A 25,019-nucleotide genomic window follows, 5' to 3' on the forward strand; every position below is an offset into this window, starting at 1 on the left:
CGAATTACACTTTCCACAAAATTTGAACGGCATATGCCGCACAGGCTACGAGATACAAAACAGTTAACACTTGGAGTGTTAAGCGAATGCCGACAGGCTTGATGTAATCCATCCAAATATCGCGCACGCCAATCCATGCGTGATAGAAAAGACTGAAGAAAGCCAAGAGTGTTAACAACTTCATTAACTGATTGCTAAACAGGCCAGACCAGCCCTCGTATGTGGCGCTACCAGTAACGCAATAATCCACGAGCAGTACAACGGTAAACACCACCATCACAATCGCAGTAACGCGTTGAATAATCCATTCTTTAAGGCCGTAATGCGCGCCTACAACTAAGCGCTTTGGTCCAATTTGATAAATAGGCATGAAATTTCCTTAATGAAGAAACGCTTAGTACAAGCCGAATAATTTAAGACCAACTATCGCAGTCAAAGCCAGGCCAATCACCAAGACGATGATTGCTGAACGATTGGACTCTGACTTCTCTACTCCGATCTCGAGATCGAGCAAGAGGTAACGAATGCCAGCGCAGAAGTGGTGCAAGAAACACCAAATCAATCCCAAGCAAATAATTTTTACTAAGACATTACCTGTGAACGCTTGGAATTTTTGGTAACTCAATTCAGAAGCAAGGCTTTGATCAAAGAGGTACAAAATAAACGGCAACAAGAGGAACAAAACTGCTCCGCTAATACGGTGAAGAATGGAAACTTTACCGGCCCAAGGAAGGCGATATTTCACCAACTGGGCTAGACCAATATTTCGATAAACCGGTCTATCTTTTTTTACGTTTTGCTGTGCATCAACCATGGGCAATCTCTATCTTTCGGTGGAGGTTCAGTTTGATTTTGTTGTGTCGCAACATATTCTATTGGAAACCTTGGGTCTGGTGGGGGCTTTTAAGGGTTTATAAGGGTTAAAAAGGGGTTTTACGGATAAGTTCAGTTCAAACGATTCTCGTAATGCTGCTCAGAAGTGTCGTATCTTGCGTGCCGAATTTCTACTGGTTTATTCCCGTAGGTGAACGCAACCCGCTCTACTGAGAGCAAGGGGGCACCGATTATTACCTGGAGGTGATTAGCAAGACCTTCATCAGCTGAAACCGCTTTGATTTTTTCTTCTGCCCGCACCATGTGGGTGGCATACTGGCTTTCATAGAGGGCATAAACCGGACCATGCCAATCATTAAGGGTATTGAGGTCTAGTCCTTTAAAACGACTGCCTGGAAGCCAAATCTCTTCAAAAACAACAGGTTGGCCTGCAAACGTTTGAACGCGATCAATATAGATGACGGGGTCACCTGCCTTTAATTTAAGCAAGTTAGCTACGTAATCAGTAGCCTTGGTTTGCTCACAGGCTAAAAATTGGCTAATGAGGTGGAACTTTTCCCCTGAGTCTGGGGCTAAGCGTAAAAAGCGGTACTGCCAATCATCTTCTTGGTGAGTCGCGACAAAGGTGCCCTTTCCTTGGCGTCTAACCAATAGATTCTGGGCAGCTAGCTCATCAATTGCCTTGCGTACTGTGCCTTGGCTTACAGCATATCGGGCCGCTAGCTCCATCTCACTGGGAATAACTTCGCCGGGAAGCCACTCTCCAGCTTGCAGACTAGCCAAAATCATGGCTTTGATCTGCTCGTATAGAGGGCTAAATGAGGCGATAGGCAAATTTACTTCTGACAAATTCACTCCACAAGGACATCAATTGGATAAAATTCTGAGTAATTCTAGTCTTATATAAGACATCATTGACAGTGTAAAGGCAAAGTCCATACACTTGAATGGATAATAGAAAAGTTTTTATTAATCAACCCCACTAACCTTCCTCTGGAGTTATCAGCAATGGCAAAAGCCCCAATGCGTGTCGCCGTAACCGGTGCAGCCGGTCAAATCGGATATTCCCTTCTATTCCGTATCGCCAATGGCGACCTATTAGGCAAAGATCAGCCTGTAATCCTGCAATTGCTCGAAATTCCTGATGAAAAAGCGCAAAAAGCCTTGGCTGGCGTGATCATGGAACTTGAAGACTGCGCATTCCCATTGTTGGCTGGCGTTACAGCGCACTCTGACCCATTGACCGCATTCAAAGACATCGATGTTGCCCTCTTGGTTGGCGCACGTCCACGTGGCCCTGGCATGGAGCGCAAAGACTTGCTCTCCGCCAACGCGCAAATCTTTACTGCCCAAGGTAAGGCATTGAATGCGGTTGCTAAGAAAACCGTCAAAGTATTGGTTGTTGGCAACCCAGCAAACACAAATGCTTACATCGCCATGAAATCTGCTCCAGATATTCCTGCGAAAAACTTTACAGCAATGTTGCGTCTCGATCACAACCGCGCCCTATCTCAATTGGCTACGAAATTGAATAAACCAGTTGCCGGTATTGAGAAGTTGGTTGTTTGGGGTAACCACAGCCCAACAATGTACCCAGACTATCGTTTTGCAACTGTTGATGGTAAGTCTGTAAAAGATTACATCAATGATGCAGCGTGGAACAAAGATGTATTTATTCCAACCGTTGGTAAGCGTGGCGCAGCAATTATTGATGCACGCGGCCTCTCCTCTGCTGCTTCAGCAGCTAATGCGGCGATCGATCACATTCACGATTGGGTGCTCGGCACTAACGGTAAATGGGTCACCATGGGTATCCCATCCAAGGGTGAATACGGCATTCCAGCTGAAGTGATTTATGGCTTCCCTGTCACATGCGAAAACGGCGAGTACAAGATGGTTGAAGGCTTGGAGATCGATGAGTTCTCTCGCGAGCGCATGACTCACACTCTCAATGAATTACTTGAAGAGCAAGCTGGCGTTAAACATTTGCTCCCTTAATTTACTAAGGAATATTGCATATGAAGAAGTCTCTTCTCACCATTAGCTTTGCGCTGGCATGCCTTTCTGGGGCGGCAAACGTAAGCGCTAATGAAGAAGTATTCACATGGACTTGCAGCGAAAGCAAACAGTTCAAAACGGCTGGCACTACCGAGAAAGTTCGCTTGACTTGGGAATCTAAAACATATGATTTAGATCGCCAAACTTCTCTACCCGGTAGCTTACGTTACAAAAATACAAACTCTGGTTTTGATCTAGTTGTATTGGGTAACAAAGCAATGCTGTTCAATATCAAGGTTGGAACACGTCTTGCTGACTTCTGCCAAACAGCGGAAATGAAAGCGGGTAAATTGCCGCATTTGTTTGCTGGCGCTGAACCGTTTGTACAGAACTAAGTAATCTCAGTCTTATCGAAGTTTTTGTAGCATTTAATAAAAAAGCCGAGTGACCCTCGGCTTTTTTATTGCTTGTTTAACTCTTTACATCATCAATGAAATAAAGGCTGCTGGGTTGGCGTGTCCTCAGGCATCTCAGCATGCACTGCCTCACCCGAGCGATCCGGGAATAGTGGCGCACCACAGTCATCACAAAGCTCTGGATCAAATAACATCGCATGGCGGAACACATCTTCCACACCAGCGTCATGCAAGGCATCGCAGATCTTTTTAATCGGACTCTCATCATCGGATAAATCATTGAGCGCATCATTCGCTACGCTCTCACGGTCATACAAAGGCCAGATAACGCCATACATCACATCCGATGAACCTTTTGCACTAAACGAAATGCGGTACTCATCAGCCTGCTCTTCACCAAATGCGCCAACAACACACGATAGTCCAGCGGGAAGAATGCCTAAAGTACTTTCCAGGAAGTTAACTGCGGCACGAATGCTTAATGGACGCACATGCTTGTCCGCCAACCGGCAGTTCGTGAAATACGCTTCTGGTAGGAGTAATTCAAATTCGCAACCAGGCAACATAGAAGCAATTGGCTCTTGCATCGCATTTTGCCAACCAATCAAACTGACGCCGCGCTCCTGCCTTGCAGGTGGCTCTTCTTGCCATTTAAAAATTGGAGAGCCACTAGACGCACTGATTGCCGCTATGATGAAACGGGGATCGGCCAATACCGCAATCGTTTCTGACATATCGCGCAACTCTAATTTGACATCTTTGCCGGAGATTGCGGCAGTAGCAAGCGCCTCCGTTAACACGCGGGTTTGGCAGTGCGAATGCGGCATTTGGTCAATGCTATACAACCAAGGAATAATCGCGATGCGGGTATCAGTTGCAGCTATAGCAGTATGCAAGGCGCCGGCAGTGGCTTCAACCATGTTGGCAGGCAAAGGCCCAGAAGGAATTTGATAACGAGTGTGAGCAACAATTGGCATAGCCAATAACAGCGCATCCCACTGCTGTCCTTCATGCTCCATCTTGAGAGACTCAGCCAAAGTTTCCGCAGTGTCAGCCAGCACTTCAAACGCAACCGTATTAATGCGGAAAGTTTGATCCAGGGCAGCATCAATCACATTCTGATTCTGGCTTTTTAACAAACGCATGAGGCGCACATTCAAGCGCTCTTCCCAATAGCGATCCTCAATCTGACTACCTGAAGCAGCCAAAGAAATAGCATCCGCCACCAGCTTTTCTACTTCTGGTGAAGTGCGTTGAGACGGCTTAGTACGATGCACAGCCATTACTTCTTCTCCGCCCGTCTAAAGACGGGTTTATCTGGTTTTGAGTCGGCAGCATAGTACTTATAGCCATCTAAATTAAACCCTTTTAAGTCTGCTGGATCGGTAATGCGATTCTCTACAACATAGCGCGCCATCAAACCACGCGCGCGCTTTGCATAGAACGAAATAATCTTGTATTTACCATCCTTGGCATCCTGAAACACAGGAGAAATCACTGGGCAATCCAAATCTTTTGGCTGTAATACTTTGAAATACTCCTCGGAAGCTAAATTTAGTAAGACCTGCTTCTTTTGTTTTTCGAGCACCTCTTTTAATGCATTCGTTACCCTATTGCCCCAAAATGCATACAGATCCTTGCCACGGGCATTCTTAAATGGGGTGCCCATCTCCAAGCGATAGGCTTGCATTAAATCCAAAGGTCGTAAAGCCCCATAGAGCCCAGACAAAATACGAATATGATCTTGCGCGAAATTGACCGCCTTAGCGTCGAGTGTTTTGACGTCAAATCCATCATAGACATCACCATCAAAAGCATAAATGGCAGGCTTGCTGTTTTCTTCGGTGAATTTTTTTGACCAATCTCGATAGCGCCCGACATTGAGTACCGCCAACTGATCAGATAAACCCATTAGCTTTGCCACGTCCTGAGGGGCTAACTTCTTGAGATCGGCAATTAATTTGGCAGACTCGGCAACAAACTCCGGCAGAGTTGGGGTCTTCACCTTTACGGGCGTCTTGTAATCTAAGGATTTGGCAGGTGAAAGTACGATCAGCATGGCACAATTTGTATATGTATTGTTTCCATTCTAGCGACTGCCCAAATTATTCGCCAAAAAGGCCAACGGAAGACTTGTAGCCCCCTTTGACCACATGAATTCCGCCCCAAAGCCTCCCCCATTCCCCAGTCGACTTCCCAAAGTGGGAACAACGATCTTTACAGTAATGTCAGCCTTAGCCGCTGAACATCAAGCGATTAATTTAGGTCAAGGCTTTCCAGATTTCCCTTGCGATCGCAAATTGATTGCGGATGTCAATGAGGCAATGCTCGCTGATCACAATCAATACCCTCCGATGATTGGGGTTCCCAATTTACGTCATGGGATCGCAAATAAGATTCAACAACTTTACGGGCATCAATACAACCCCGATTCTGAAATCACGATCACTGCTGGCGGCACTCAGGGAATTTTGACCGCCATTCTTGCGTGCGTTAGCCCAGGTGATGAGGTAGTCATCATTGAACCGGCCTATGACAGCTACAGACCTTCAATTGAATTAGCCGGCGGAAAAGTCATTGCAGTTTCTCTTGAGGCTACACGCGATAGCGATGGGAAAGTGGCTTCCTATCAAATTCCATGGGAAGCATTATCAAAAGCAATACACGCTAATACGCGCCTACTAATCATCAATACACCCCACAATCCGACAGGCATGGTTTGGCAGAAATCCGACCTCGATCGTTTGGCGGACTTACTTAAAAATACTTCGACATTAGTCTTGAGTGATGAGGTTTATAAACACATGGTCTATGACGGCGCACGTCATCATAGCGTTGCCTCTCATCCAGAATTAGCGGCCCGTAGTTTTCTGATTTCGAGTTTTGGTAAAACCTATCACGTTACCGGCTGGAAAGTGGGCTACGTTGCAGCCCCCGCTCCAATGAGCGCCGAGTTTCGCAAGGTACATCAATTCAATGTATTCACCGTCAATACGCCTATGCAATATGGCTTAGCGACCTATCTATCAGATGCATCCCATTACTTAAATCTTCCTGCTTTCTACCAAGCTAAGCGTGATTTCTTTAGAGCGGGGTTAGAGAAGACGACATTCAAATTGCTACCAACCCCAGGAACCTATTTCCAGTGCGTTGATTACACCGCCCTAACAATTCCTGAGGCGAAACTCAGTGAAGCGGAGTTTTGCAAATGGCTAACGACTGAAGTTGGCGTAGCTGCCATCCCAATTTCCGCATTCTATGAAAAGCCAACTGAGTCAGGCGTCATTCGTTTTTGTTTTGCCAAACAGGAACAAACACTTACTTCAGCATTAGATCGTTTACAAAAACTTTAAACACTCAAAAACTATAGAGAAACTTATGGCAATTAAGAAAAATATAGATAGCAATGTAATTGATGTTTATAGCTGGCCAACCCCCAATGGTCACAAGGTTCACATCATGCTCGAGGAATGTGGCTATAGATTAGGTCATGACTGGGTAGCACATCCGATTGATATTGGCGCAGGTGATCAATTTGATAAGGCGTTTCTCAAAATTAGCCCAAACAATAAAATCCCTGCCTTGGTAGATCCTCGTGGGCCTGATGGCAAACCAATCAGCATCTTTGAGTCTGGCGCAATCTTGCTCTACCTTGCCGCCAAAACTGGCAAGTTTCTACCCAAAACTACCCGAGGCAAATACGAGGTTCTTCAGTGGTTAATGTTCCAAATGGGCGGCCTTGGCCCCATGCTTGGTCAAAACCACCACTTTCGCATCTATGCCCCCGAGAAGATTCAATACGCCGTAGATCGCTATACGAATGAAGCGAAGCGACTTTATGGGGTTCTGGATACCCAACTGAAAGATAATATGTACATCGCGGGTAAAACGTATTCGATTGCCGATATGGCGATTTTTCCTTGGACGCGCAATTGGAAAAATCAGGGAATCGATATCAATGACTATCCGCATTTCAAGCGCTGGTTTGAAATGATTGGCGAGCGCCCAGCGGTAAAACGCGGCTGCGAAGTATTAACAGCATTACGCAAGCCATTGCATGATGACAAGGCCAGAGAGCAGTTATTTGGTTCAACCCAGTATCAACGAAGGAAATAAGATGAAGATTCAATCAGTTGGCGTAATTGGTGCAGGCACCATGGGTAATGGTATTGCGCAGGTGTGCGCTGTCGCGGGACTTGACGTTGTTATGGTTGATATTAATGATGCTGCGGTTCAACGTGGTCTTGATCAAATCAGCAAGAGCTTAGATCGTCTAGTTAAAAAAGAGACGCTCACAACAGAAGCAAAAGATGCAGCGCTTAAGCGCATTAAAGGCAGCACTTCTTACGCAGATCTAAAGGGTCTTGGATTAGTAATTGAAGCTGCAACAGAAAATCAGGCAATCAAAGAAAAAATTCTGAAGCAAGTTGACGAGATTGTTAGTAAAGACACCATCATTGCCACCAATACCTCTTCGCTATCTATCACTAAGCTTGCGGCCCTAGACTCTAACCCAGCACGCTTTATTGGTATGCACTTCTTTAACCCACCACCCTTGATGGCATTGGTAGAGGTGATTCGCGGATTACAGACTAGCGATGAGACACACGCCGCCATTATTGAAATGGCTAAACGCGTGGGCAAAGAACCTATTACCGTGAAGAACTCTCCTGGATTTGTGGTTAACCGAATCTTGTTGCCCATGATTAATGAGGCCTTCTTTGTTTTATCAGAGGGCTTAGCCAGTCCAGAAGACATTGATGCAGGTATGAAGTTGGGTTGCAATCAACCTATTGGTCCACTTGCGCTAGCAGATCTAATTGGTTTGGACACTTGTCTTGCGGTGATGGAAGTGTATTTTGAAAACTTTAGCGACTCAAAATACCGTCCTTGCCCACTCTTGCGAGAAATGGTTGCCGCAGGTTACCTTGGTCGCAAAACTGGACGCGGCGTTTACACCTACGATAAATAATCTTTAATTAAAAATTTCAATACATAGTCGTGAGTAATAATCCCATTCCCCCACTCGTTCTTAAACTTGCTTATGCAGGCTTAATTCCATTTATTGGTTTAGCTTTGTTGGTACAACTTGCGCCAACTCCAGTTAATTACTTAAGCGCTGAATCGCTGGCGGGATATGGCGCGGTGATCACCTCTTTTATGGGGGCTTTACATTGGGGTGCCAATTTGCATAATTTAGGCAAAGCGGCTACAGGCGATCGTTGGTTAGATCGCAACGCCTGGATCTGGGGAGTTATTCCTGCTTTGGTGGCTTGGGTGGCCTTGCATATCTACATCCCAGTTGGCTTATTAATCATGGCATCTACGCTGATTATTCAACGAAATATTGATCAAAATACTTATCGTTACTATTTCGCCGATGAAGCTACATGTGCGGCATTCATGACGATGCGCAATCGCTTAACTTACATCGCTGCTTTCTGTTTATCTTGGGCGGCCATAGTGATTTTGTTTATTCAAGCTTGATCAATGAGCGGTCTTTTTGATAACGCACCAGCGCCACCACTAGCGGAAGCGTTACGCCCGAAATCAATTGATCAGGTTATTGGGCAGACCCATTTACTGGCGCCCAGCAAACCACTAAATCTGGCTTTTGCATCAGGCAAGCCTCACTCCATGATCTTATGGGGGCCGCCAGGGGTAGGAAAAACAACGCTAGCTCGCTTATCCGCCAAAGCATTTGATCGTGAGTTCATTGCCATCTCCGCCGTATTAGCCGGCGTTAAAGAAATTCGGGAAGCCATTCAACAGGCTGAGCAAACCCTGGCGCAATCTGGCAAACAGACGATTCTGTTCGTTGATGAAATTCACCGCTTTAACAAAAGCCAGCAAGATGCACTCTTACCCCATGTGGAATCAGGTCTATTTACCTTCATTGGCGCTACTACTGAGAACCCATCTTTTGAGGTGAACTCTGCATTACTTTCCCGAGCGCAAGTCTATGTTCTGAAGTCTTTAAATAAGGCAGAGCTTCAACAATTATTTGAGCGCGCGCATCAATTTGCAATGACTGAAGTTCAATTCGAGGAGGCGGCCATTGACACTCTCATCCATCATGCCGATGGTGATGCTAGAAGATTGCTGAATTTAGTTGAGCAGGTGCGCAACGCGGTATTAGCGCCAGACTCTGCAACCAAGATTGTTGATCAAACCTTTATTGAAAACGCCCTTTCTACTCAGGCTAGACGATTTGATAAAGGTGGTGACCAGTTTTACGATCAGATATCCGCACTGCATAAATCTGTGAGAGGCTCGGATCCTGATGCTTCTCTGTATTGGTTATGCCGAATGCTAGATGGTGGAGTAGACCCTCGTTACTTGGCTCGTCGCATTATTCGCATGGCATGGGAGGACATAGGACTTGCGGATCCTCGTGCCATACAGCTAGCGAACGATGCCGCCCTTACCTATGAGCGCCTTGGCTCGCCTGAAGGAGAGTTAGCGCTTGGTCAAGCGGTTGTTTATCTCGCGGTTGCAGCCAAAAGCAATGCAAGTTACAAAGCATTTAATGCGGCTCGCGCCTTTGTGGCAAATGACCAATCCAAACCTGTACCTAATCATTTGCGTAATGCACCAACCAAGCTTATGAAAGAGTTAGGTCACGGCAAAGAATATCGCTATGCTCATGATGAGCCTCATGCTTATGCTGTTGGTGAATCGTACTTACCTGAAGGAATGGCAGCGCCACATTGGTACGAACCAGTCGAACGTGGCCTAGAAAGTCAGATTAAAGAAAAGATGTCCTTCTTACGACAGCTAGATGCCGAGCATCAGAAAAAATAACAGGACGAGATTGGAAAATGTCTTCTAAGTTACCAGCACGTTTTTATTACGACATTATTTCTCCGTTTGCGTATCTATATATCAAGCAACGCAGGCGACTAGAAGAGAAGCTGGAAATCACACCTGTGCCGATATTGTTGGGCGGCCTTTTTAGAGCAACGGAGAATAAAGGGCCTGGTGAAGTTGCCGCAAAGCGCCCTCATACCTATCAATTTTGCGTTTGGCAAGCTGAGAAATTAGGAATTCCCTTTCGCTTTCCGGAGCACCATCCATTTATGACCGTCGCGCCCCAACGTCTTTTGGTTCAAGAAAAAGCAGATTGGGTGATGGTTGAAAAAGCTTTTGACTATGTCTGGCTAGAAGGCAAAGATCCAAACCTTTCTTGGCCTGACTTTTGCGCTTATCTTGGTTTATCTCGGGACACGCCGAAACCAGATGACGCCGCCGTGAAATCTCAACTAATTGCCAATACCGAACAGGCGAAAGCGGATGGTGCCTTTGGAGTGCCTGCCTTGATCGTCAATCAACGCTGTTTTTGGGGTGTTGATACGATGGACTGGGTACTTGATTACCTCTCTCGTCCAGGAATGTTTGATGAAGCCCCCTATGCAAGAGCGGGCAATCTTCCGAATGGCTTGGCACCATAGCGCAATACAATAGGCTATTGCTGTTCATTAAAACTTTGTCTCGTTTCAGGAGTCTTTATGCGTAAGTTTTTTACCCTATTCGTTTTTGCTTTTACTTGCTTTGCGACTCAAGCGGCAATCGCCGGCCCAAAGGTGGAATTTAAAACCACGATGGGTAACTTTGTTGTGGAATTGGATGATGTTAAAGCCCCTAAAACTACGGCCAACTTTCTGAACTACGTAAAGAGCGGTTTTTATAACGGCACCATTTTTCACCGCGTTATTGATGGCTTCATGATTCAAGGTGGTGGCTTTACACCTGACCTCGTGCAAAAGCCTACTGATGCACCAGTTGCATCTGAAGCAAATAATGGACTCAAAAACAATACTTACACCATAGCAATGGCCCGCACTTCGGATCCTGATTCTGCGACAGCTCAATTTTTCATTAACGTTAAAGATAATGAGGGCCTGAACTACCCAAACGCTATGGGTAATGGCTATACCGTATTTGGTAAAGTGATTTCTGGAACCCAAACTATTGATGCTATTCGCAAGGTACCCACCATGGTTGCCCCAGCTCCACGCATGGGTAGAATGGCTGACGTACCAACAAAGCCAGTTGTTATTGAATCGGCCACCATTCTCAAATAATTGATAGAGTAAGCGTCATGATTTTGCTGGATGACGCCCAAAGCACGGCGGCCAATCCGTCGAGTCGAGTCTATAACGCGCCCCTGCAAAATTGGCGCGTTCTTCCTAGCGGCAACTCCAAAACCGATCGTCGAGCAGTTAAAGACTGCTTAGAAGAAATAACTCTTGCATTAGATAAAGGCCAATACTTGGTTGCCGCTTTCGCCTATGAACTAGGTCGATTGATTCATCATTTACCGCAACCTACCAAAGAGTCGCAGGGAGTAACAAATTCTCATCCACTGATTGAGGCGTGGGCTTTTCAGGAATACCAAAAGCTCTCAAAAGAGCAAATGGATCACTACATTGCGACTGAATTAAAAGCACTATCGAATGTAGAACAACTTGCCGGAGTCATGAATCTTCAAGACTCAATAAGCGAAGATCACTTTTGTGACGATATCGAAAAGATTCAAGAATACATTCGTAGTGGTGACACCTATCAAATTAACCACACCTATCGCATCACTGGTGATGTCTACGGCGCACCGCTTGCCCTTTACAGTCGATTGCGTGAGCGCCAGCCCGGTAGATTTGGCGCCTATATCGCACAAGATCATCGCTATTTACTCTCTCAATCACCAGAGCTATTTATTGAGCGTCAGAGAGACACATTAAAAGCAATGCCGATGAAAGGCACTGCTAGCGCCCTATCCAATTCAGCAAACTCCTTATCCGACGATCCCAAGAATCAAGCAGAAAATGTCATGATTGTGGATCTATTGCGCAATGATTTAAGTCGCATCTGTTTACCCAATACAGTAAAAGTGCCTCACTTATTTCAGGTGGCGAGGCATGGCGATGTATTGCAGATGACCTCCACTGTACAAGGGCAAATAAAGCCAGATGTAAAACTGCATGACATTTTGAACGCTGTTTTTCCTTGCGGCTCGGTAACAGGCGCACCCAAGAAACGCAGCATGGAGATTATTCAAGAGCTTGAGCAATTTGATCGAGGCTACTACTGTGGCGCCTTGGGGTGGCTAGACCCAAATGGCGACTTTGCTTTTAGCGTTCCCATTAGGACTATTGAAATTGAAAAGGATTCGTCATCTCAGGCGATGAGCTTTACTCTTGGCGTTGGTGCTGGCATCACAATCGATTCCGATGCAAAGCAGGAGTGGTATGAGTGTCACATTAAATCCGCATTCCTAACAGAGCTACCAAGCAACACTGGTGTATTTGAAACAATTGCAGTTCTCAATAAGTCGCCTCAACGACTTGAATCACACTTAGATCGGATGCAAAGCTCGGCGCTCGCCCTGCGCATCCCTTTTGATAGAGAGAGGGCTCGTGCTGCTATTTTGAATGCGTGTACCCCCTTGGATCAAACTCTTCCCACACGCTTAAGACTTGATCTTGCCGCCAACGGGGATTTAAGCACTCAATGCGGAACCCTTGATCAGATCAATGAACCGGTCAAGATTTTTTGGGCAAAAGATATTCTGCCTATGAACTGCAAAATGAGCTCCAGCAATCCACTGCTGAAACACAAAGTAAGCGCCCGTGATTTGTACGACCTTGCTTGGCAGAAGGCCGTAAAGCTGGGTGGATTTGATGCACTCTTTGTAAATGAACAAGGCTTTGTGACTGAAGGTGGCAGAAGTAGCGTCTTCATTAAACCCGCCAACAGAAATGAATGGCTAACCCCGCCTATCTCTGCAGGAGTGTTGCCTGGGATCATGCGCAAGGCCTTACTTGCTGACCCCAGCATAAATGCCCGTGAGGCCAACCTGACTATTCAGGATATCTTGATGGCGAAAGAGATTATGCTTAGCAATGCCCTGCGAGGCGCCATTAAAGCCCATTTCTAGAAAGCATTCATGAAGTACTGTCCCAACTGCGCAGCCACAATCACGGTAAAAATACCGGCTGATGATTCGCGTGAGCGACATGTGTGTGAAGCATGCGGAAGCATTCATTATCAGAACCCTAGAAACGTGGTTGGCAGCATTCCCATTTATGGTGACAAGGTATTACTCTGCCGCCGTGCTATTGAGCCACGCCATGGCTTTTGGACTCTGCCTGCAGGCTTTATGGAGTTGGGCGAAAGTACCAGTGATGGCGCCGCTCGCGAAACATTTGAAGAAGCTGGCGCAGTTGTTGATATTGGGCCGCTGTATTCATTGCTAAATGTTCCTCATGCGGAGCAAGTGCATTTGTTCTATCTTGCCACTATGAAGACACCAAATTTTTCAGCTGGCGAAGAAAGCTTAGAAGTGGCCCTATTTGATGAACAAGATATTCCTTGGAATGATCTTGCCTTTCCAACCGTGAAGCAGACTCTAGAGTGGTTCTTTGCTGATCGCGCCTCTGGAGCTTTGAATAGCGAATTTCATGTGCGCAGTCGAGATGTCTTGCGTACCGAGAAAATCTAAACCAGTTGGATTAGTTAGCGGATGAGTCAAATTTGTTGGCTTGGGCCCCAAGATTCCTTTCCCAATCCCTTGCTAAGTCCAGATCCAGACCAAAGCGTGCCCGGTCTAATTGCAGTCAGCGAGTGCATTTATCCCAATCAACTACTGCAGGCATACAAGCTAGGCATTTTTCCTTGGTATTCAGATGAGCAACCAGTATTGTGGTGGTCACCCGATCCGCGCATGGTTCTAAAGCCCAACGACTTTCACTGCAGCGAATCTCTTCAGAAAAGTATTCGTCATTTATGCCAAGATAGCCAGTCTGAGCTTGTGGTAAATGAGGACTTTGGAGCAGTCATCCGCGCATGCGCAACAAGCGCTCGCAAAGATCAAGATGGCACCTGGATCACACATGAAATCATGGATGCCTATTCAACTATTCATGAGCAAGGCTATGCTCATTCAATTGCAGTTATAGAAAATGGCGCATTGATTGGGGGTTTATATTGCGTTGCTATCGGCAGCATGGTTTATGGTGAGTCGATGTTTAGTCGCAAGCCTAATGCCTCAAAGATAGCCTTAGCCGCCTTAAGCGCTTGGTGTATTCAGAATCACGTGGCAATGATTGACTGCCAGCAAGAAACGAGTCACTTACGTTCAATGGGCGCTAAACCCATACCCCGCCATGACTTTTTACAACAACTGCAAGCTTCCATAAATCAATCTAATATTGTTAAATCCTGGAAATTTGATAAGCAAATATTGACGCACTGGTTATGACGCGCTTAAAAGAGCTACCCCTCACAACCTTACAGTTTTATGCAACTGCGCCCTACCCATGTAGCTACTTGCCTAATAAAACCGCGCGTTCGCAAGTTGCCACACCATCACATTTAATTCATGCGGATGTCTATAACGAACTCATTCATGCGGGCTTTCGTCGTAGCGGTTTATACACATACAGACCCTATTGCGACTCATGCAAGGCATGCATTGCTACTCGCGTGCTAGTAAACCAATTCACCCCTAACCGTAGTCAACGCCGTGCCTGGAAAAAACACTCTGGCCTTCAAGCCTCGGTTTTGAATCTAGGGTATCAAGAGGAACACTATCAACTTTATCAACGCTATCAAAATGAGCGTCATGCTGGTGGCGACATGGATAGCGACGATCAAGATCAGTACATGCAGTTCTTGCTTCAAAGCAGAGTTAATTCACGCATTGTCGAATTTAGGGATGGTCCTAATGACACCCATCCAGGCAGATTGCGCATGGTCAGCATGATCGATATATTGGAGCATGGCATCTCTTCTGTATACACCTTCTACGATGCCTCGGATAACGCGGCTAGTTTTGGCAGTTACAGCATCATGTGGCAAATCGAGCAGGCACGAATACTGCACCTACCCTACCTCTACTTGGGCTATTACATTAAAGAAAGCGAGAAGATGTCCTACAAGGCGAAGTATCAGCCGATGGAAGGACTCATAGAGGATCATTGGCAGAAACTGACTAGTTCATAATATCTGTCATGATCGATCGATACTCACTTTTACGTCCCTGGCTCTTTTGTTTAGATCCAGAACAAGCCCATAATCTTACGCTTACCAATTTAGATCGCGCACAACGTTGGGGTTTACTAAATAAATTAGTTAGCAGACCAGTCGCTGATCCGCAACACATTTGTGGAATTGAATTTCCAAATCCGGTTGGCTTGGCTGCAGGATTAGATAAAGACGGCAAGCACATTGACGCATTGGCTGCACTTGGTTTTGGTTTCTTGGAAATTGGCACGGTTACACCCCGTCCTCAACCAGGCAATCCCAAACCTCGCATGTTTCGTCTGCCTGAAGCTCAGGCCATTATTAACCGCATGGGCTTTAACAATGATGGCGTTGAGGCTTGTGTTGCCAGAGTACGTAAATCTCATTATTGGCAAAGCGGCGGTGTACTGGGACTCAATATTGGTAAGAACGCTAGCACCCCTATAGAGGAGGCTGCTAGTGATTACGTGCTCGGCATGGAAGCAGTCTACGATATCGCAACTTACATCACCGTCAACATCTCATCACCTAACACTAAAAATCTTCGTGCACTTCAGGGTGAAGACATGTTGCGCGATCTTCTTCGCAATCTTGATGATGCAAGAAAACGTTTAAGTGATCGCACAGGAATTCGTAAACCGGTGTTTCTAAAAATCGCTCCAGATCTTGATCAAGATGACATTCATTTGATTGCTGATTTATTAGTTAAGTTTGGTATGGATGCCGTTATTGCTACCAACACAACCATTGCTCGCGATGCAGTACAAGACCTCGAACACAGTCAAGAGGCTGGTGGTTTATCTGGCGCCCCTGTTCGAACCGCATCCAACGCCGTCATCAAAGCACTTAAAGCACGACTCGGAGATCGTCTGCCAATCATTGGCGTTGGCGGCATCCTATCTGGCGCTGATGCTAGGGAAAAAATCAGATCCGGAGCTTGCCTAGTTCAGCTTTATAGCGGTCTCATCTATAGAGGTCCCGATCTTGTCAACGAGTGTGCCAAGGCTCTAAGAAGCGCCTAAATTGGGTTTTTAGGACTCCCGCCCGCCCTAATCAGTTGGTTAAGAGGTGCAATTTAGTAAGCGCTTATTTCACAATATGCAATATGGCCTGAAATCGCTACAATAGGGCATATGAATACCAGCAAATCTGTCAAAGACTCCAAAAATACTGGGGAAGTTGCTAAAACTGCCATCCAGGTGGTTGAGCGCATGATGAATTTGCTCGATGCTTTGGCAGAGCATGAAGAATCCTGCAGCCTTAAAAGCTTGGCAGAACAAACGGGACTACACCCCTCTACTGCTCACCGTATTTTGAATGACATGGTTGCATGCCGCTTAGTTGAGCGTGGGGATGGTGGTACCTATCGCCTAGGACTCAAGCTATTAGAGCTTGGAAATTTAGTTAAGGCTAGACTTTCTGTCCGTGAAGCAGCACAGGGACCGATGCGCACTCTTCACAAGCTTACTGGCGAAACAGTAAACCTCTCAGTACGCCAGGGCGATGAAATCGTTTATGTAGATCGTGCATACAGTGAACGTTCGGGTATGCAGGTTGTGAGGGCAATTGGAGGTCGCGCCCCTCTTCACCTCACCTCGGTTGGAAAACTCTTTTTAGCAAGCGATGATGCCAATCAGGTTCGAGCCTACGTCACCCGTACTGGACTATCAGGCCACACTCGCAACAGTATTACTGATTTAACTAAATTAGAAACTGAACTTAATCATGTTCGCAGAGTCGGCAGCGCACGCGATGATGAAGAATTGGAACTTGGGGTTAGCTGCCTTGCGGCTGCCATATTGGACGATACTGGCAAATTGGTAGCGGGATTATCACTAAGCGCCCCTACAGATCGTATTCAAGCTGATTGGTTGCGATCACTACAGGATACTGCTCTGCAAATCTCCAAAGGCATGGGTTACAAACCTAAATCAAACGAGCCAGGCAGCTCGGCCTAAGAGATCTACTTTTACATCAAACGACGTATTGGCTGGGTGCCTGATGGCATGCGCTCATACCAATCGCGCACACGAACTGCATCCGCAAAACGCGACTGCGTTCCCACTGAATCCAAGAAGACCAACAACAAAGGTGTATTGTTTACTCTAGCTTGCATCACCAAACATTTACCAGCCGCGTTAATAAAGCCTGTCTTTTGCAAACCAATGTCCATGTCGCCGGAACGTACTAAGCGATTAGTGTTCAAAAACTTCTGAGGGCGCTTTGCAATCACCATGGTTAAGTCTGGCCAGGTGGAATACTCTCGTATCAATTTATATTGATACGCCGCATTAACCATGCGAGCTAAGTCTTCTGCGGTGGAGACATTTTCACTGAGCAATCCAGTTGGATCTGCAAAGTGGGAATGCTCCATGCCTAGCTCTATAGCCTTGCGATTCATTGCATCAACAAAGGCAGGTATGCCTCCTGGGTAGTTTCGCCCTAGGGTATACGCTGCGCGGTTCTCAGAAGACATGAGAGCTAAATGCAATGCGTCTTCACGTGACATTGCCGTACCTTCAGTTAAACGTGAGCGACGATAAATATGTGCATCTTCAGCATTAATTACAATCGTTTCATCTAGAGGCAATTTGGAATCCAAAACTACCATTGCCGTCATCAACTTTGTGATCGATGCAATTGGCAAGCTCACCTTTGGGTTCTTTTCAAAGTAAACCTCTTTAGTATCTTGATTGACCACCATTGCAACACTCGACTTCAAACTCAGATCATCATGCTGCCCTCGTAAACCTAGTGCTGTTGCAAATGAAGGTGGCGCAGCAACTTCCGGCGCATTTGCGCGGGTTACTGTAACGCGAACTGTTTTGGGTTTCTTGGGAGACTTAACTACAGCCTTGCTGGCCTTAGTTTGCTTATCCTTATCTTTACTGGCAGCATATGCTGGCGCAATAGAGGCGCCACAAGTAAAAGCAAAGATCACAGAAAACAGCCAAATTCGATTCAAACGCATCCCAACAAGACCTTCCAAAACTTTCGACATACGGAATGATAAATACTTTCTAGACCAACATGGGAATTATTCCAACCCTAATTTCACCCTCTATTCAGCAATCGTAGCGACTGTATTGTTCTGACGAGCATTAACGAGCACTACTCCCGTCATTGTCAAGCATAACCCTAGGGCCATCATGAGCGTAAATGGCTCATCAAACAAGAACCACGCCATCAGGGCCGTAGTTGGCGGTGTTAAGTACAAAAGGCTTGTTACCTTGGTTGCCGCACCCTTGCGAATCATCATGAAGAGCAGGCTAATTGAACCAATCGATAAGGGGAAGACTGCCCATAGTAGAGCTGTAACAACCGAGGCATTCCAGACCATCACCCCGCTCTCAAAGGAATACATACAAAAAAAGCATAAGACAGCAGAAACACCAAACTGAATTGAAGAGCCAGCCCGCAAATCAAATACAGGGCAATATTTCTTTTGATAGAGCGTGCCGAAAGTGATCGATAGCAGCGCAATGAAAGCCAATACATAACTTGCAAAAGGAATATGCGCAAAACCAATCTTTTCCGCCACCACCAAAGCAACGCCAGCAAACCCGAAACACAAACCGATCCATTGACGCGGTGTAACTTTCTCTGAAATCCATGCGGCAAACCACGCGGTCAATATCGGCTGCAATCCAACAATAATCGCAACTAATCCTGCAGTCATTCCAAGTCTTACGGCAAACCATACGCCAAGCAAATATCCAAACTGCAGCAAAATGCCCGCTATCGCAATATGCTTGATTTGAGGCCAGCTAGGCCAAGTAATGCGCCAAATCAGGCTCAATGCAGCCATCGCCGCAAGCACCCCACTAAAGCGCCAAAATAGAAAAGTTGCGGGTTCAACATAAGGCATGGCTAGACGCGCAATCACAAACCCCGTACTCCAAATCAACACAAAAATGGGAGCAATAAAACTGTCTAAGCCTGGCTTCATGAATAACTTACTGAAAATATTGAATTTTTTAACCTAATGCCTCATTTTAGGCTTTTTCAAAAGGGTCTTACTAATAGCAAAGCCACATTTAAAGCCTCTTATGAATGATGCGATACAAAATAGAGGCTTTATAATTGTCCGTATAAGTTAGTTGATCCAATTTCCCCAAAGGGTCATACTCAAGAAAGTAACCTAGACCAAAGAAAGGGTCTGCAATGAACTTAACTCCAGAACAAATCGCAGCAGCACAAAAGGCGAACTTAGAAACCTTGAGTGGCTTAACAAATCAAGCGCTGCAAAGTATCGAGAGATTGGTTGAACTCAATTTAGCAATTGCCAAGCAGAGCTTGAGTGATAGCGTAAACAATGCCAAGAAAGCATTGGAAGTAAAAGATATTCAACAGCTCCTTGCCCACCAAGCAGAAACCGTCCAGCCTATCGCTGAGAAAATTATTTCATACAGCCGCCATCTCTATGAATTGGCACATGAAACCCAGGACAACTTCACCAAGTCTGCAGAAAAAGAATTTGCCGCTGGACAGAAGAAAATGAATGCACTAGTTGAAGAGTGGACTAAGAATGCACCTGCTGGTTCTGATGCCGCTGTTCAGGCACTCAAGCAAGCGATTGCCTCCGCGAACAATGTATTTGAAACTAGCCAAAAGGCAGTAAAGCATGCGGTTGAAGTTGCACAAACCAACATCAACACAGCCGCTGACGCAGTAACAAAGGCCAGCAAGAAAAAGTAATTGCTAGCCGCCCAGGGTATCTATTAGAAGTTCTCAAGTAAAAGCCCCGACTAGTCGGGGCTTTTTATTTACTGAAAAGTGCTTTTACTTTGTTCAAGAAGGGATTCGTTGATTAATACGGGCAAACACTTTGCGAGCATTACCCTCAAAAATCATTTGCTTGTCTTGAGCACCTAGGGAATCCGCTGCATCAACATAGCGACGTGTGTCATCGAAATAATGCCCTGTATCGGGATCAATATCTTTTACTGCGCCAAAAGTTTCCGAGGCAAACAGAATATTCTTAACTGGGATCACCTTGGTTAACAAATCAATCCCAGGCTGATGGTAGACACAAGTATCAAAGTAGATGTTGTTCAATAGCTTGCGATTAATATCCGGGATCTTCATATCTTTCGCTAACCCCCTAAAGCGCCCCCAGTGATATGGCACCGCTCCACCGCCATGGGGGATTAAAAATTTCAATTCAGGAAACTGCTCAAACAGATCTGAGGTCAAACACTGCATGAAAGCTGTTGTATCGGCATTGAGGTAATGTGCACCCGTCGTATGAAAGCAGTCATTGCAGCTCGTACTAACATGAATCATTGCCGGAACATCCAATAACACCATCTCACGATATATTGGGTGCCAATACGCATGAGTTAAGGGCGGATCACGCCAATACCCACCAGAAGGATCGGGATTGAGATTGATACCAACAAATTGGTACTCGTTAATGCATTTACGCATCTCGGGCAAGCAGGCGCTGATATCCACCCCTGGTGACTGTGGAAGCATTGCTGCCCCGACAAAATGCCTAGGAAATAATTGCGTAACCCGATAACAAAGCTCATTACAGATTGCAGCCCAAGTAGCTGAGGTATTGAAATCACCAATATGATGGGTCATAAAGCTGGCTTGAGGAGAGAAAATAGTTACATCAATGCCACGCTCTCGCATTCTGGCCAATTGATTATTTTCTATTGACTCCCGAATTTCATCATCACTAATTTTTAAATCCGAAACCTTGGGGCCAAGCTCTGGTGTATTTAGATTTGCAACTTGAGCTTCTCGCCACTCCCTCAAGGCTTTCGGTGCGGTAGTGTAGTGTCCATGACAATCAATAATCATGACTTCGCTTTCTAGCTGGTTAATGCTGAATTAGTTGGGCGCAAGACCTTGAATGCCCGATCGTTGAATTATTTCTTTGAGCTTGCCCGTCGATTCCATGCGATCCACAAAATCATTTAACAGGGAATCTGGGATTGCGCGTGACTGAGGCGTGCCGAGGGCCAAATACTCATACCCGATAATGGTAGATAAGACCCGAGACTTAGGAATGGAAGCAGCCATTTCATAAAGAATTGCTTTATTAGTGGAGAATCCATCAAGCTCGCCAGACTTTAAGAGTGCAATCGCATGTTTTGTAGACTGGGTCGGCACCAAGCTAGCATTCGGAATTAAGCTTGGTAACTCAGACTGGGTATTACTTCCCACACTGTAACCAATCTTAATGTTTCGACGATTGATTTCTGAAAGAGATCCAATCTTGCTATGCGGACTTATTAAGAACCCTTTTTCAATTTTGATCACCGTCTTAGAAAACTGAATGTACTTTGCTCGATCAGCGCTTGCATTAGTAAACACTAAATCGACGGAACCACTCCTTATCGCAGCCAATACATCCGCATTTTTCTCAAATACAACAGGGTCATATCCCACCTCCAATTGGGTAGCGAGATTTTTTCCTAGCTCATAGCCTATACCGCGAGCTTGTCCAGGACCATCAAAATCTAGAACCGAAGTCGGAGTGCCTTTGTATAGCCCCATCCGCAACGCCCCCTGCGGAGTCAATAAATCTGCGGGTGTACTAGCGCATCCCCATAAGGCAAGGCTAAGGACAAATAAACAAAGAACTTTTAGTTTGTATATTGTTTGCATCATATTAACGAATCATTAATCGGGCTGGATATTGGCTTCACGTACCAATTTTTCATAGCGCTTACGCTCTGAATTCAAATAAGTCGTAAATTGCGCCGTTGTTCCCGGACTCACCTCTCCCCCTACTGAACCTAAACGCTCTACCATTTCTTTTGATTGCAAGGCTTTTTCCACATGGGCGTGCAAGGTCTTCACTATTGAAGCTGGTGTCTTTGCTGGTGCGATCAAGCTATACCAAACAGATGCCTCAAAACCCGGAAATCCAGATTCAGCAACAGTTGGCACCTCTGGAAATAAGGGCGAACGTTTTGCGCTCATTACAGCAATAATTTTTAGCTTGCCACTTTTAACTTGAGGGGCAACTTCTAACATATTGACTGCCACCAAGTCGAGTTGCCCACCAATCACATCGGTAATTGCGGGCGAGCCACCTTTATAGGGCACATGCTTCAATGAAATTCCAGCTGCTTGCTCGAAAAATTTCATAGCCATGTGAGGGGTAGCGCCATTTCCTGGTGTGCCGTAAGTAATGTAATCAGGATTGACCTTTGCGGCCTTAATGAGGTCTGCTAGTCTTTGATATTTGCTATCAGCAGGAGCTGCAATCACAACAGGCACTCGCCCAATCATTGCGATGGGTGTGATGTCTTTATCAATATCAAAAGGTTGTGGCTTATATAAAGACATATTGGCCGCCAAGGCATTTGCTGCAACCATCAATGTGTAGCCATCTGGCGGACTATCTATTAATTGTTTAACTGCGATATTTGTGCCAGCACCAGGCTTGTTCTCAACAACAAATGGTTGACCCAACGAACTTGATAAGATCTGCCCCAAAGTTCTAGCAACTAAATCGACCGCTCCTCCGGGCGCATAACCAACCAATACTTTGATTGGCTTGTTGGGGTATTCCTGAGCATTCGCGTTCGATAGGAATATGGTAGCAAATACTAATACAGCAATTTGAATCATTCGTCTCATTATTAATTACTCCTTAGGAGCGCCAGACATTTTGACGATGCCCTCATAGCGCTTAATCTCTGATTGCGAAAACTTTGTAAAGTCAGCCACGGAACCACCATCTACTTGAGCGCCTATTGATTGCAGATGCTTTCTAACTTCGGGGTCCTTAAGCACCTTATTAAATGCGGCATTTAGCTTATCGGTTACATCTTTTGGTGCGCCAGCAGGCAACATAACCCCATACCAAGCATTTGCCACCATGGGTGCACCAGCCTCTTTCATGGTTGGAACGTTGGGTAACTCAGGGATACGCTTCTCAGATGCCACTCCTAATGCCTTGAGTTTTCCACCTTTAATGTTTGCCATTGAACCCGTGTCTAGCATCATATCGATATGACCAGCCATCAAATCGACTGCAGCAGGGCCACTACCTTTATAGGGTACATGGCGAATATCTAGACCGGTTACTGTTTTAAATTGAGCGCCTGCTAGATGTTGTGAAGCGCCAATGCCTGCGGATCCATAGGTAAACTTGCCAGGATTTTGTTTTGCATCGGCCATTAAATCTTTCAAGCTATTCCATGGTGATGATGCTGGTACAACCATGATGTTTGGAATCGTGCAAACCAGCACTACTGGCGTGAAATCTTTCGCAGCATCAAAACCTTGATTGGCAAATAGATGAGGGCCTGCAGCATTCGTTGAACTTGTAGCCATCAAAATAGAATAGCCATCAGGCTTATCTTGCAAGAATGCTTGAGTGCCAATGTTGCCCCCAGCGCCACCTTTATTTTCAACAAATACAGAAACGCCAAGCTCTTTTGTGAGGGGTTGAGCTAAGATGCGAGCAACCTGATCTGTTGCCCCACCTGGAGGCCATGGAACCAGGAACTTAATTGATTTGTCGGGATAAGCAGCTGATACATTTAAAGAAAGAGTGGCAAATAATGCCGCTAGAAAAAAGCGCTTTTTCATAGAGCGCCTTTTTGTTTTAGGGTAGCGTCAACCCAAGCATCGTCATACTTGCCATCCAAGATCGATTGAATAGTTTTACGCTCCGTTAACTCTTTCTCCTTACCGAGTCGCGCACCCTCTAATGCAATCTCAGGGGATAAAGCGATGATGCCATCGCCATCACCCAAAATAATATCGCCAGGGTTCACTGTCATTCCACCAATACAAACTGGCACATTGATTGATCCAGGCCCGTCTTTATAAGGACCGCGCATATTCACTCCACGCGCCCAGCATGGGAACTGATGACGTTCAAAGGCCTCAACATCACGTATGGCAGCATCGAATACCGCACCTATTGCTCCGCGCGATTTCGCAACCGTCATCATGATTTCACCAAATAACGCACGCGAGATATCGCCACCGCCATCAACCACTAAAACATCGCCTGGTTGCAAAATTTGTAAGGCTTTATGAATCATTAAATTATCGCCAGAGCGAACGCTTACCGTAACCGCATTTCCACAAACTGAAACAGGCGACTTATTGACAGGCAGAATACCTACTGCACCAATGGTTCGACCAAGCACATCACTAACAACTGAAGTAGCTAACCCAGTCAATGCAGTGATACCTTCATTAAAGGCATCTTTTCGGGGGTTGATAGCGTAACCATAAGCCATTTTGTCTTCCTTATTGTTGATTTACTCAACTGTTATTAGCAGTCTGAGCTAAGATCTATTCTTTTTAAAAATATACCCTACTTAGAAGCCTTTTATTCAAAAAGTTTCAAATGACAAAACTCATTAATCGAGATGAATTACTGTCCCTAGCGACATCAAGCCATAAGGAATCGTGCCCAGATTGCCAATCCCTTACGTGCGATGGATGGGAAAGCATACCTGGCGGCTTTGAAACTAAAGCACTAGAGTGCATTGGCACGCTTCGAGTTGAAGATAACCAGGAATGCTGGGAGGAATATCACCCCGACGGAACAGATCTCTGGTCAAAAAATGCTCCAATCGCGATCGGGTTCCACCCCTATAACAAGTCGGATGTCCATCAATGTAAGAAATGTGGCTCTAAATATCTTCGCTATTTAGAAGCTGGTGGTTATTACGTAGATGAGCGCATTCGAAAACTGGATGCAAAACTCATTATTTAAAACTTGTATCACTACCGATGATTAGCCATAAAAAAGCCCCGATT

General features: G+C 45.6%; 29 protein-coding genes. 17 read left to right on the forward strand and 12 right to left on the reverse strand.

Annotated features, from left to right (window positions below; genetic code table 11):
* Positions 1-4: 4 nt before the first annotated feature.
* From sdhD to DCO17_RS06210, 3 genes are all read right to left on the reverse strand, one after another.
* The gene (gene sdhD, locus DCO17_RS06200; protein ID WP_173955888.1) at positions 5-370 is read right to left on the reverse strand and encodes a succinate dehydrogenase, hydrophobic membrane anchor protein; all 366 of its coding nucleotides are present in this window, start codon (positions 368-370) and stop codon (positions 5-7) included.
* Between the two features lie 24 nt (positions 371-394).
* Complete coding sequence (sdhC, locus tag DCO17_RS06205) at positions 395-814, reverse strand: succinate dehydrogenase, cytochrome b556 subunit (protein ID WP_173955889.1); 420 nt, start codon at positions 812-814, stop codon at positions 395-397.
* A 131-nt stretch (positions 815-945) separates the two neighbouring features.
* On the reverse strand, positions 946-1,683 hold the full coding sequence (locus DCO17_RS06210; protein ID WP_173955890.1) for a GntR family transcriptional regulator: 738 nt from the start codon (positions 1,681-1,683) through the stop codon (positions 946-948).
* A gap of 159 nt (positions 1,684-1,842) precedes the next feature.
* On the opposite strand from DCO17_RS06210, the gene DCO17_RS06215 reads away from it, so the two are divergent.
* Both DCO17_RS06215 and DCO17_RS06220 read left to right on the forward strand, forming a co-directional pair.
* Positions 1,843-2,832 (forward strand): malate dehydrogenase, encoded by a 990-nt coding sequence (locus tag DCO17_RS06215; RefSeq protein ID WP_173955891.1) that lies wholly within the window; start codon positions 1,843-1,845, stop codon positions 2,830-2,832.
* Between the two features lie 20 nt (positions 2,833-2,852).
* The gene (locus tag DCO17_RS06220) at positions 2,853-3,227 is read left to right on the forward strand and encodes a hypothetical protein (protein WP_173955892.1); all 375 of its coding nucleotides are present in this window, start codon (positions 2,853-2,855) and stop codon (positions 3,225-3,227) included.
* A gap of 92 nt (positions 3,228-3,319) precedes the next feature.
* Here the strand turns inward: DCO17_RS06220 and DCO17_RS06225 are convergent, their stop codons facing one another.
* Entirely contained in the window at positions 3,320-4,531 is a 1,212-nt protein-coding gene (locus DCO17_RS06225; protein WP_173955893.1) for a DUF2863 family protein, read from the reverse strand.
* Positions 4,531-5,307 carry a peroxide stress protein YaaA gene (gene yaaA, locus DCO17_RS06230; RefSeq protein ID WP_173955894.1) on the reverse strand — a complete coding sequence of 259 codons (777 nt, stop codon included), beginning with the start codon at positions 5,305-5,307 and terminating at the stop codon, positions 4,531-4,533. The genes DCO17_RS06225 and yaaA overlap by 1 nt, the downstream gene beginning before the upstream one ends.
* Before the next feature lie 94 nt (positions 5,308-5,401).
* Between yaaA and DCO17_RS06235 the strand changes: the two genes are divergently transcribed.
* The 13 genes from DCO17_RS06235 (at position 5,402) to DCO17_RS06295 (ending at position 17,230) form a co-directional block, all read left to right on the forward strand.
* A complete protein-coding gene (locus tag DCO17_RS06235) occupies positions 5,402-6,601 on the forward strand; it encodes a pyridoxal phosphate-dependent aminotransferase (protein WP_173955895.1) in 1,200 nt (399 codons plus the stop codon).
* A gap of 25 nt (positions 6,602-6,626) precedes the next feature.
* Entirely contained in the window at positions 6,627-7,364 is a 738-nt protein-coding gene (locus DCO17_RS06240; protein WP_173955896.1) for a glutathione binding-like protein, read from the forward strand.
* A 1-nt stretch (position 7,365) separates the two neighbouring features.
* Positions 7,366-8,220, forward strand: a complete 855-nt coding sequence (locus tag DCO17_RS06245; protein WP_173955897.1) for a 3-hydroxybutyryl-CoA dehydrogenase — start codon at positions 7,366-7,368, stop codon at positions 8,218-8,220.
* A gap of 29 nt (positions 8,221-8,249) precedes the next feature.
* Entirely contained in the window at positions 8,250-8,735 is a 486-nt protein-coding gene (locus DCO17_RS06250; RefSeq protein ID WP_173955898.1) for a DUF3429 domain-containing protein, read from the forward strand.
* 3 nt (positions 8,736-8,738) lie between these two features.
* Positions 8,739-10,052 carry a replication-associated recombination protein A gene (locus tag DCO17_RS06255; RefSeq protein WP_173955899.1) on the forward strand — a complete coding sequence of 438 codons (1,314 nt, stop codon included), beginning with the start codon at positions 8,739-8,741 and terminating at the stop codon, positions 10,050-10,052.
* A gap of 17 nt (positions 10,053-10,069) precedes the next feature.
* Positions 10,070-10,699 (forward strand): 2-hydroxychromene-2-carboxylate isomerase, encoded by a 630-nt coding sequence (locus tag DCO17_RS06260; protein WP_173955900.1) that lies wholly within the window; start codon positions 10,070-10,072, stop codon positions 10,697-10,699.
* A gap of 57 nt (positions 10,700-10,756) precedes the next feature.
* Positions 10,757-11,332: a peptidylprolyl isomerase gene (locus tag DCO17_RS06265; RefSeq protein ID WP_173955901.1), complete on the forward strand. Its 576-nt coding sequence runs from the start codon at positions 10,757-10,759 to the stop codon at positions 11,330-11,332.
* 17 nt (positions 11,333-11,349) lie between these two features.
* Positions 11,350-13,185, forward strand: a complete 1,836-nt coding sequence (locus DCO17_RS06270; RefSeq protein ID WP_173955902.1) for a chorismate-binding protein — start codon at positions 11,350-11,352, stop codon at positions 13,183-13,185.
* Between the two features lie 9 nt (positions 13,186-13,194).
* A complete protein-coding gene (locus DCO17_RS06275; protein ID WP_173955903.1) occupies positions 13,195-13,749 on the forward strand; it encodes an NUDIX hydrolase in 555 nt (184 codons plus the stop codon).
* Between the two features lie 21 nt (positions 13,750-13,770).
* Positions 13,771-14,508 carry a leucyl/phenylalanyl-tRNA--protein transferase gene (gene aat / locus DCO17_RS06280; RefSeq protein WP_173955904.1) on the forward strand — a complete coding sequence of 246 codons (738 nt, stop codon included), beginning with the start codon at positions 13,771-13,773 and terminating at the stop codon, positions 14,506-14,508.
* Positions 14,505-15,251, forward strand: a complete 747-nt coding sequence (locus DCO17_RS06285; protein ID WP_173955905.1) for an arginyltransferase — start codon at positions 14,505-14,507, stop codon at positions 15,249-15,251. The genes aat and DCO17_RS06285 overlap by 4 nt, the downstream gene beginning before the upstream one ends.
* A gap of 8 nt (positions 15,252-15,259) precedes the next feature.
* On the forward strand, positions 15,260-16,294 hold the full coding sequence (locus DCO17_RS06290; protein WP_173955906.1) for a quinone-dependent dihydroorotate dehydrogenase: 1,035 nt from the start codon (positions 15,260-15,262) through the stop codon (positions 16,292-16,294).
* Positions 16,295-16,405: 111 nt separating this feature from the next.
* Positions 16,406-17,230, forward strand: coding sequence for an IclR family transcriptional regulator (locus DCO17_RS06295; RefSeq protein ID WP_173955907.1), 825 nt, complete (start codon positions 16,406-16,408; stop codon positions 17,228-17,230).
* A gap of 11 nt (positions 17,231-17,241) precedes the next feature.
* Here the strand turns inward: DCO17_RS06295 and DCO17_RS06300 are convergent, their stop codons facing one another.
* Together DCO17_RS06300 and DCO17_RS06305 are read right to left on the reverse strand one after the other, a co-directional pair.
* Positions 17,242-18,273, reverse strand: a complete 1,032-nt coding sequence (locus DCO17_RS06300; RefSeq protein WP_254598722.1) for a serine hydrolase — start codon at positions 18,271-18,273, stop codon at positions 17,242-17,244.
* Between the two features lie 60 nt (positions 18,274-18,333).
* Entirely contained in the window at positions 18,334-19,221 is an 888-nt protein-coding gene (locus tag DCO17_RS06305) for a DMT family transporter (RefSeq protein ID WP_173955908.1), read from the reverse strand.
* A 215-nt stretch (positions 19,222-19,436) separates the two neighbouring features.
* Here DCO17_RS06305 and DCO17_RS06310 point away from each other — a divergent pair, with 215 nt between their 5' ends.
* Complete coding sequence (locus DCO17_RS06310) at positions 19,437-19,970, forward strand: phasin family protein (protein WP_173955909.1); 534 nt, start codon at positions 19,437-19,439, stop codon at positions 19,968-19,970.
* 93 nt (positions 19,971-20,063) lie between these two features.
* Here the strand turns inward: DCO17_RS06310 and DCO17_RS06315 are convergent, their stop codons facing one another.
* The 5 genes from DCO17_RS06315 to DCO17_RS06335 are packed head-to-tail and all read right to left on the reverse strand — an operon-like array spanning position 20,064 to position 24,493.
* The gene (locus DCO17_RS06315) at positions 20,064-21,083 is read right to left on the reverse strand and encodes an amidohydrolase family protein (protein ID WP_173955910.1); all 1,020 of its coding nucleotides are present in this window, start codon (positions 21,081-21,083) and stop codon (positions 20,064-20,066) included.
* 30 nt (positions 21,084-21,113) lie between these two features.
* On the reverse strand, positions 21,114-21,896 hold the full coding sequence (locus DCO17_RS06320) for a transporter substrate-binding domain-containing protein (protein ID WP_173955911.1): 783 nt from the start codon (positions 21,894-21,896) through the stop codon (positions 21,114-21,116).
* Between the two features lie 12 nt (positions 21,897-21,908).
* Positions 21,909-22,874, reverse strand: coding sequence for a Bug family tripartite tricarboxylate transporter substrate binding protein (locus DCO17_RS06325; RefSeq protein WP_173955912.1), 966 nt, complete (start codon positions 22,872-22,874; stop codon positions 21,909-21,911).
* 6 nt (positions 22,875-22,880) lie between these two features.
* Complete coding sequence (locus DCO17_RS06330) at positions 22,881-23,831, reverse strand: Bug family tripartite tricarboxylate transporter substrate binding protein (protein ID WP_173955913.1); 951 nt, start codon at positions 23,829-23,831, stop codon at positions 22,881-22,883.
* Positions 23,828-24,493: an RraA family protein gene (locus DCO17_RS06335; RefSeq protein ID WP_173955914.1), complete on the reverse strand. Its 666-nt coding sequence runs from the start codon at positions 24,491-24,493 to the stop codon at positions 23,828-23,830. Before DCO17_RS06335 ends, DCO17_RS06330 begins: the two co-directional genes overlap by 4 nt.
* Positions 24,494-24,603: 110 nt before the next feature.
* Between DCO17_RS06335 and DCO17_RS06340 the strand changes: the two genes are divergently transcribed.
* The gene (locus tag DCO17_RS06340; protein WP_173955915.1) at positions 24,604-24,975 is read left to right on the forward strand and encodes a hypothetical protein; all 372 of its coding nucleotides are present in this window, start codon (positions 24,604-24,606) and stop codon (positions 24,973-24,975) included.
* Positions 24,976-25,019: the final 44 nt, after the last annotated feature.

It is taken from the genome of Polynucleobacter tropicus (assembly GCF_013307225.1).
In the GTDB taxonomy this organism is placed as follows: Bacteria; Pseudomonadota; Gammaproteobacteria; order Burkholderiales; family Burkholderiaceae; genus Polynucleobacter; species Polynucleobacter tropicus.

Coding starts and splice junctions, on each gene's coding strand:
- DCO17_RS06245 (WP_173955897.1), top strand. CDS start 7,366: ATGAAGATTCAATCAGTTGGCGTAATTGGTGCAGGCACCATGGGTAAT.
- sdhC (WP_173955889.1), bottom strand. CDS start 814: ATGGTTGATGCACAGCAAAACGTAAAAAAAGATAGACCGGTTTATCGA.
- DCO17_RS06295 (WP_173955907.1), top strand. CDS start 16,406: ATGAATACCAGCAAATCTGTCAAAGACTCCAAAAATACTGGGGAAGTT.
- DCO17_RS06235 (WP_173955895.1), top strand. CDS start 5,402: ATGAATTCCGCCCCAAAGCCTCCCCCATTCCCCAGTCGACTTCCCAAA.
- DCO17_RS06270 (WP_173955902.1), top strand. CDS start 11,350: ATGATTTTGCTGGATGACGCCCAAAGCACGGCGGCCAATCCGTCGAGT.
- yaaA (WP_173955894.1), bottom strand. CDS start 5,307: ATGCTGATCGTACTTTCACCTGCCAAATCCTTAGATTACAAGACGCCC.
- DCO17_RS06330 (WP_173955913.1), bottom strand. CDS start 23,831: ATGAAAAAGCGCTTTTTTCTAGCGGCATTATTTGCCACTCTTTCTTTA.
- DCO17_RS06320 (WP_173955911.1), bottom strand. CDS start 21,896: ATGATGCAAACAATATACAAACTAAAAGTTCTTTGTTTATTTGTCCTT.
- DCO17_RS06325 (WP_173955912.1), bottom strand. CDS start 22,874: ATGAGACGAATGATTCAAATTGCTGTATTAGTATTTGCTACCATATTC.
- DCO17_RS06265 (WP_173955901.1), top strand. CDS start 10,757: ATGCGTAAGTTTTTTACCCTATTCGTTTTTGCTTTTACTTGCTTTGCG.
- DCO17_RS06225 (WP_173955893.1), bottom strand. CDS start 4,531: ATGGCTGTGCATCGTACTAAGCCGTCTCAACGCACTTCACCAGAAGTA.
- DCO17_RS06340 (WP_173955915.1), top strand. CDS start 24,604: ATGACAAAACTCATTAATCGAGATGAATTACTGTCCCTAGCGACATCA.
- DCO17_RS06315 (WP_173955910.1), bottom strand. CDS start 21,083: ATGATTATTGATTGTCATGGACACTACACTACCGCACCGAAAGCCTTG.
- sdhD (WP_173955888.1), bottom strand. CDS start 370: ATGCCTATTTATCAAATTGGACCAAAGCGCTTAGTTGTAGGCGCGCAT.
- DCO17_RS06275 (WP_173955903.1), top strand. CDS start 13,195: ATGAAGTACTGTCCCAACTGCGCAGCCACAATCACGGTAAAAATACCG.
- DCO17_RS06310 (WP_173955909.1), top strand. CDS start 19,437: ATGAACTTAACTCCAGAACAAATCGCAGCAGCACAAAAGGCGAACTTA.
- DCO17_RS06285 (WP_173955905.1), top strand. CDS start 14,505: ATGACGCGCTTAAAAGAGCTACCCCTCACAACCTTACAGTTTTATGCA.
- DCO17_RS06305 (WP_173955908.1), bottom strand. CDS start 19,221: ATGAAGCCAGGCTTAGACAGTTTTATTGCTCCCATTTTTGTGTTGATT.
- DCO17_RS06300 (WP_254598722.1), bottom strand. CDS start 18,273: ATGTCGAAAGTTTTGGAAGGTCTTGTTGGGATGCGTTTGAATCGAATT.
- DCO17_RS06290 (WP_173955906.1), top strand. CDS start 15,260: ATGATCGATCGATACTCACTTTTACGTCCCTGGCTCTTTTGTTTAGAT.
- DCO17_RS06240 (WP_173955896.1), top strand. CDS start 6,627: ATGGCAATTAAGAAAAATATAGATAGCAATGTAATTGATGTTTATAGC.
- DCO17_RS06215 (WP_173955891.1), top strand. CDS start 1,843: ATGGCAAAAGCCCCAATGCGTGTCGCCGTAACCGGTGCAGCCGGTCAA.
- DCO17_RS06335 (WP_173955914.1), bottom strand. CDS start 24,493: ATGGCTTATGGTTACGCTATCAACCCCCGAAAAGATGCCTTTAATGAA.
- DCO17_RS06255 (WP_173955899.1), top strand. CDS start 8,739: ATGAGCGGTCTTTTTGATAACGCACCAGCGCCACCACTAGCGGAAGCG.
- aat (WP_173955904.1), top strand. CDS start 13,771: ATGAGTCAAATTTGTTGGCTTGGGCCCCAAGATTCCTTTCCCAATCCC.
- DCO17_RS06260 (WP_173955900.1), top strand. CDS start 10,070: ATGTCTTCTAAGTTACCAGCACGTTTTTATTACGACATTATTTCTCCG.
- DCO17_RS06220 (WP_173955892.1), top strand. CDS start 2,853: ATGAAGAAGTCTCTTCTCACCATTAGCTTTGCGCTGGCATGCCTTTCT.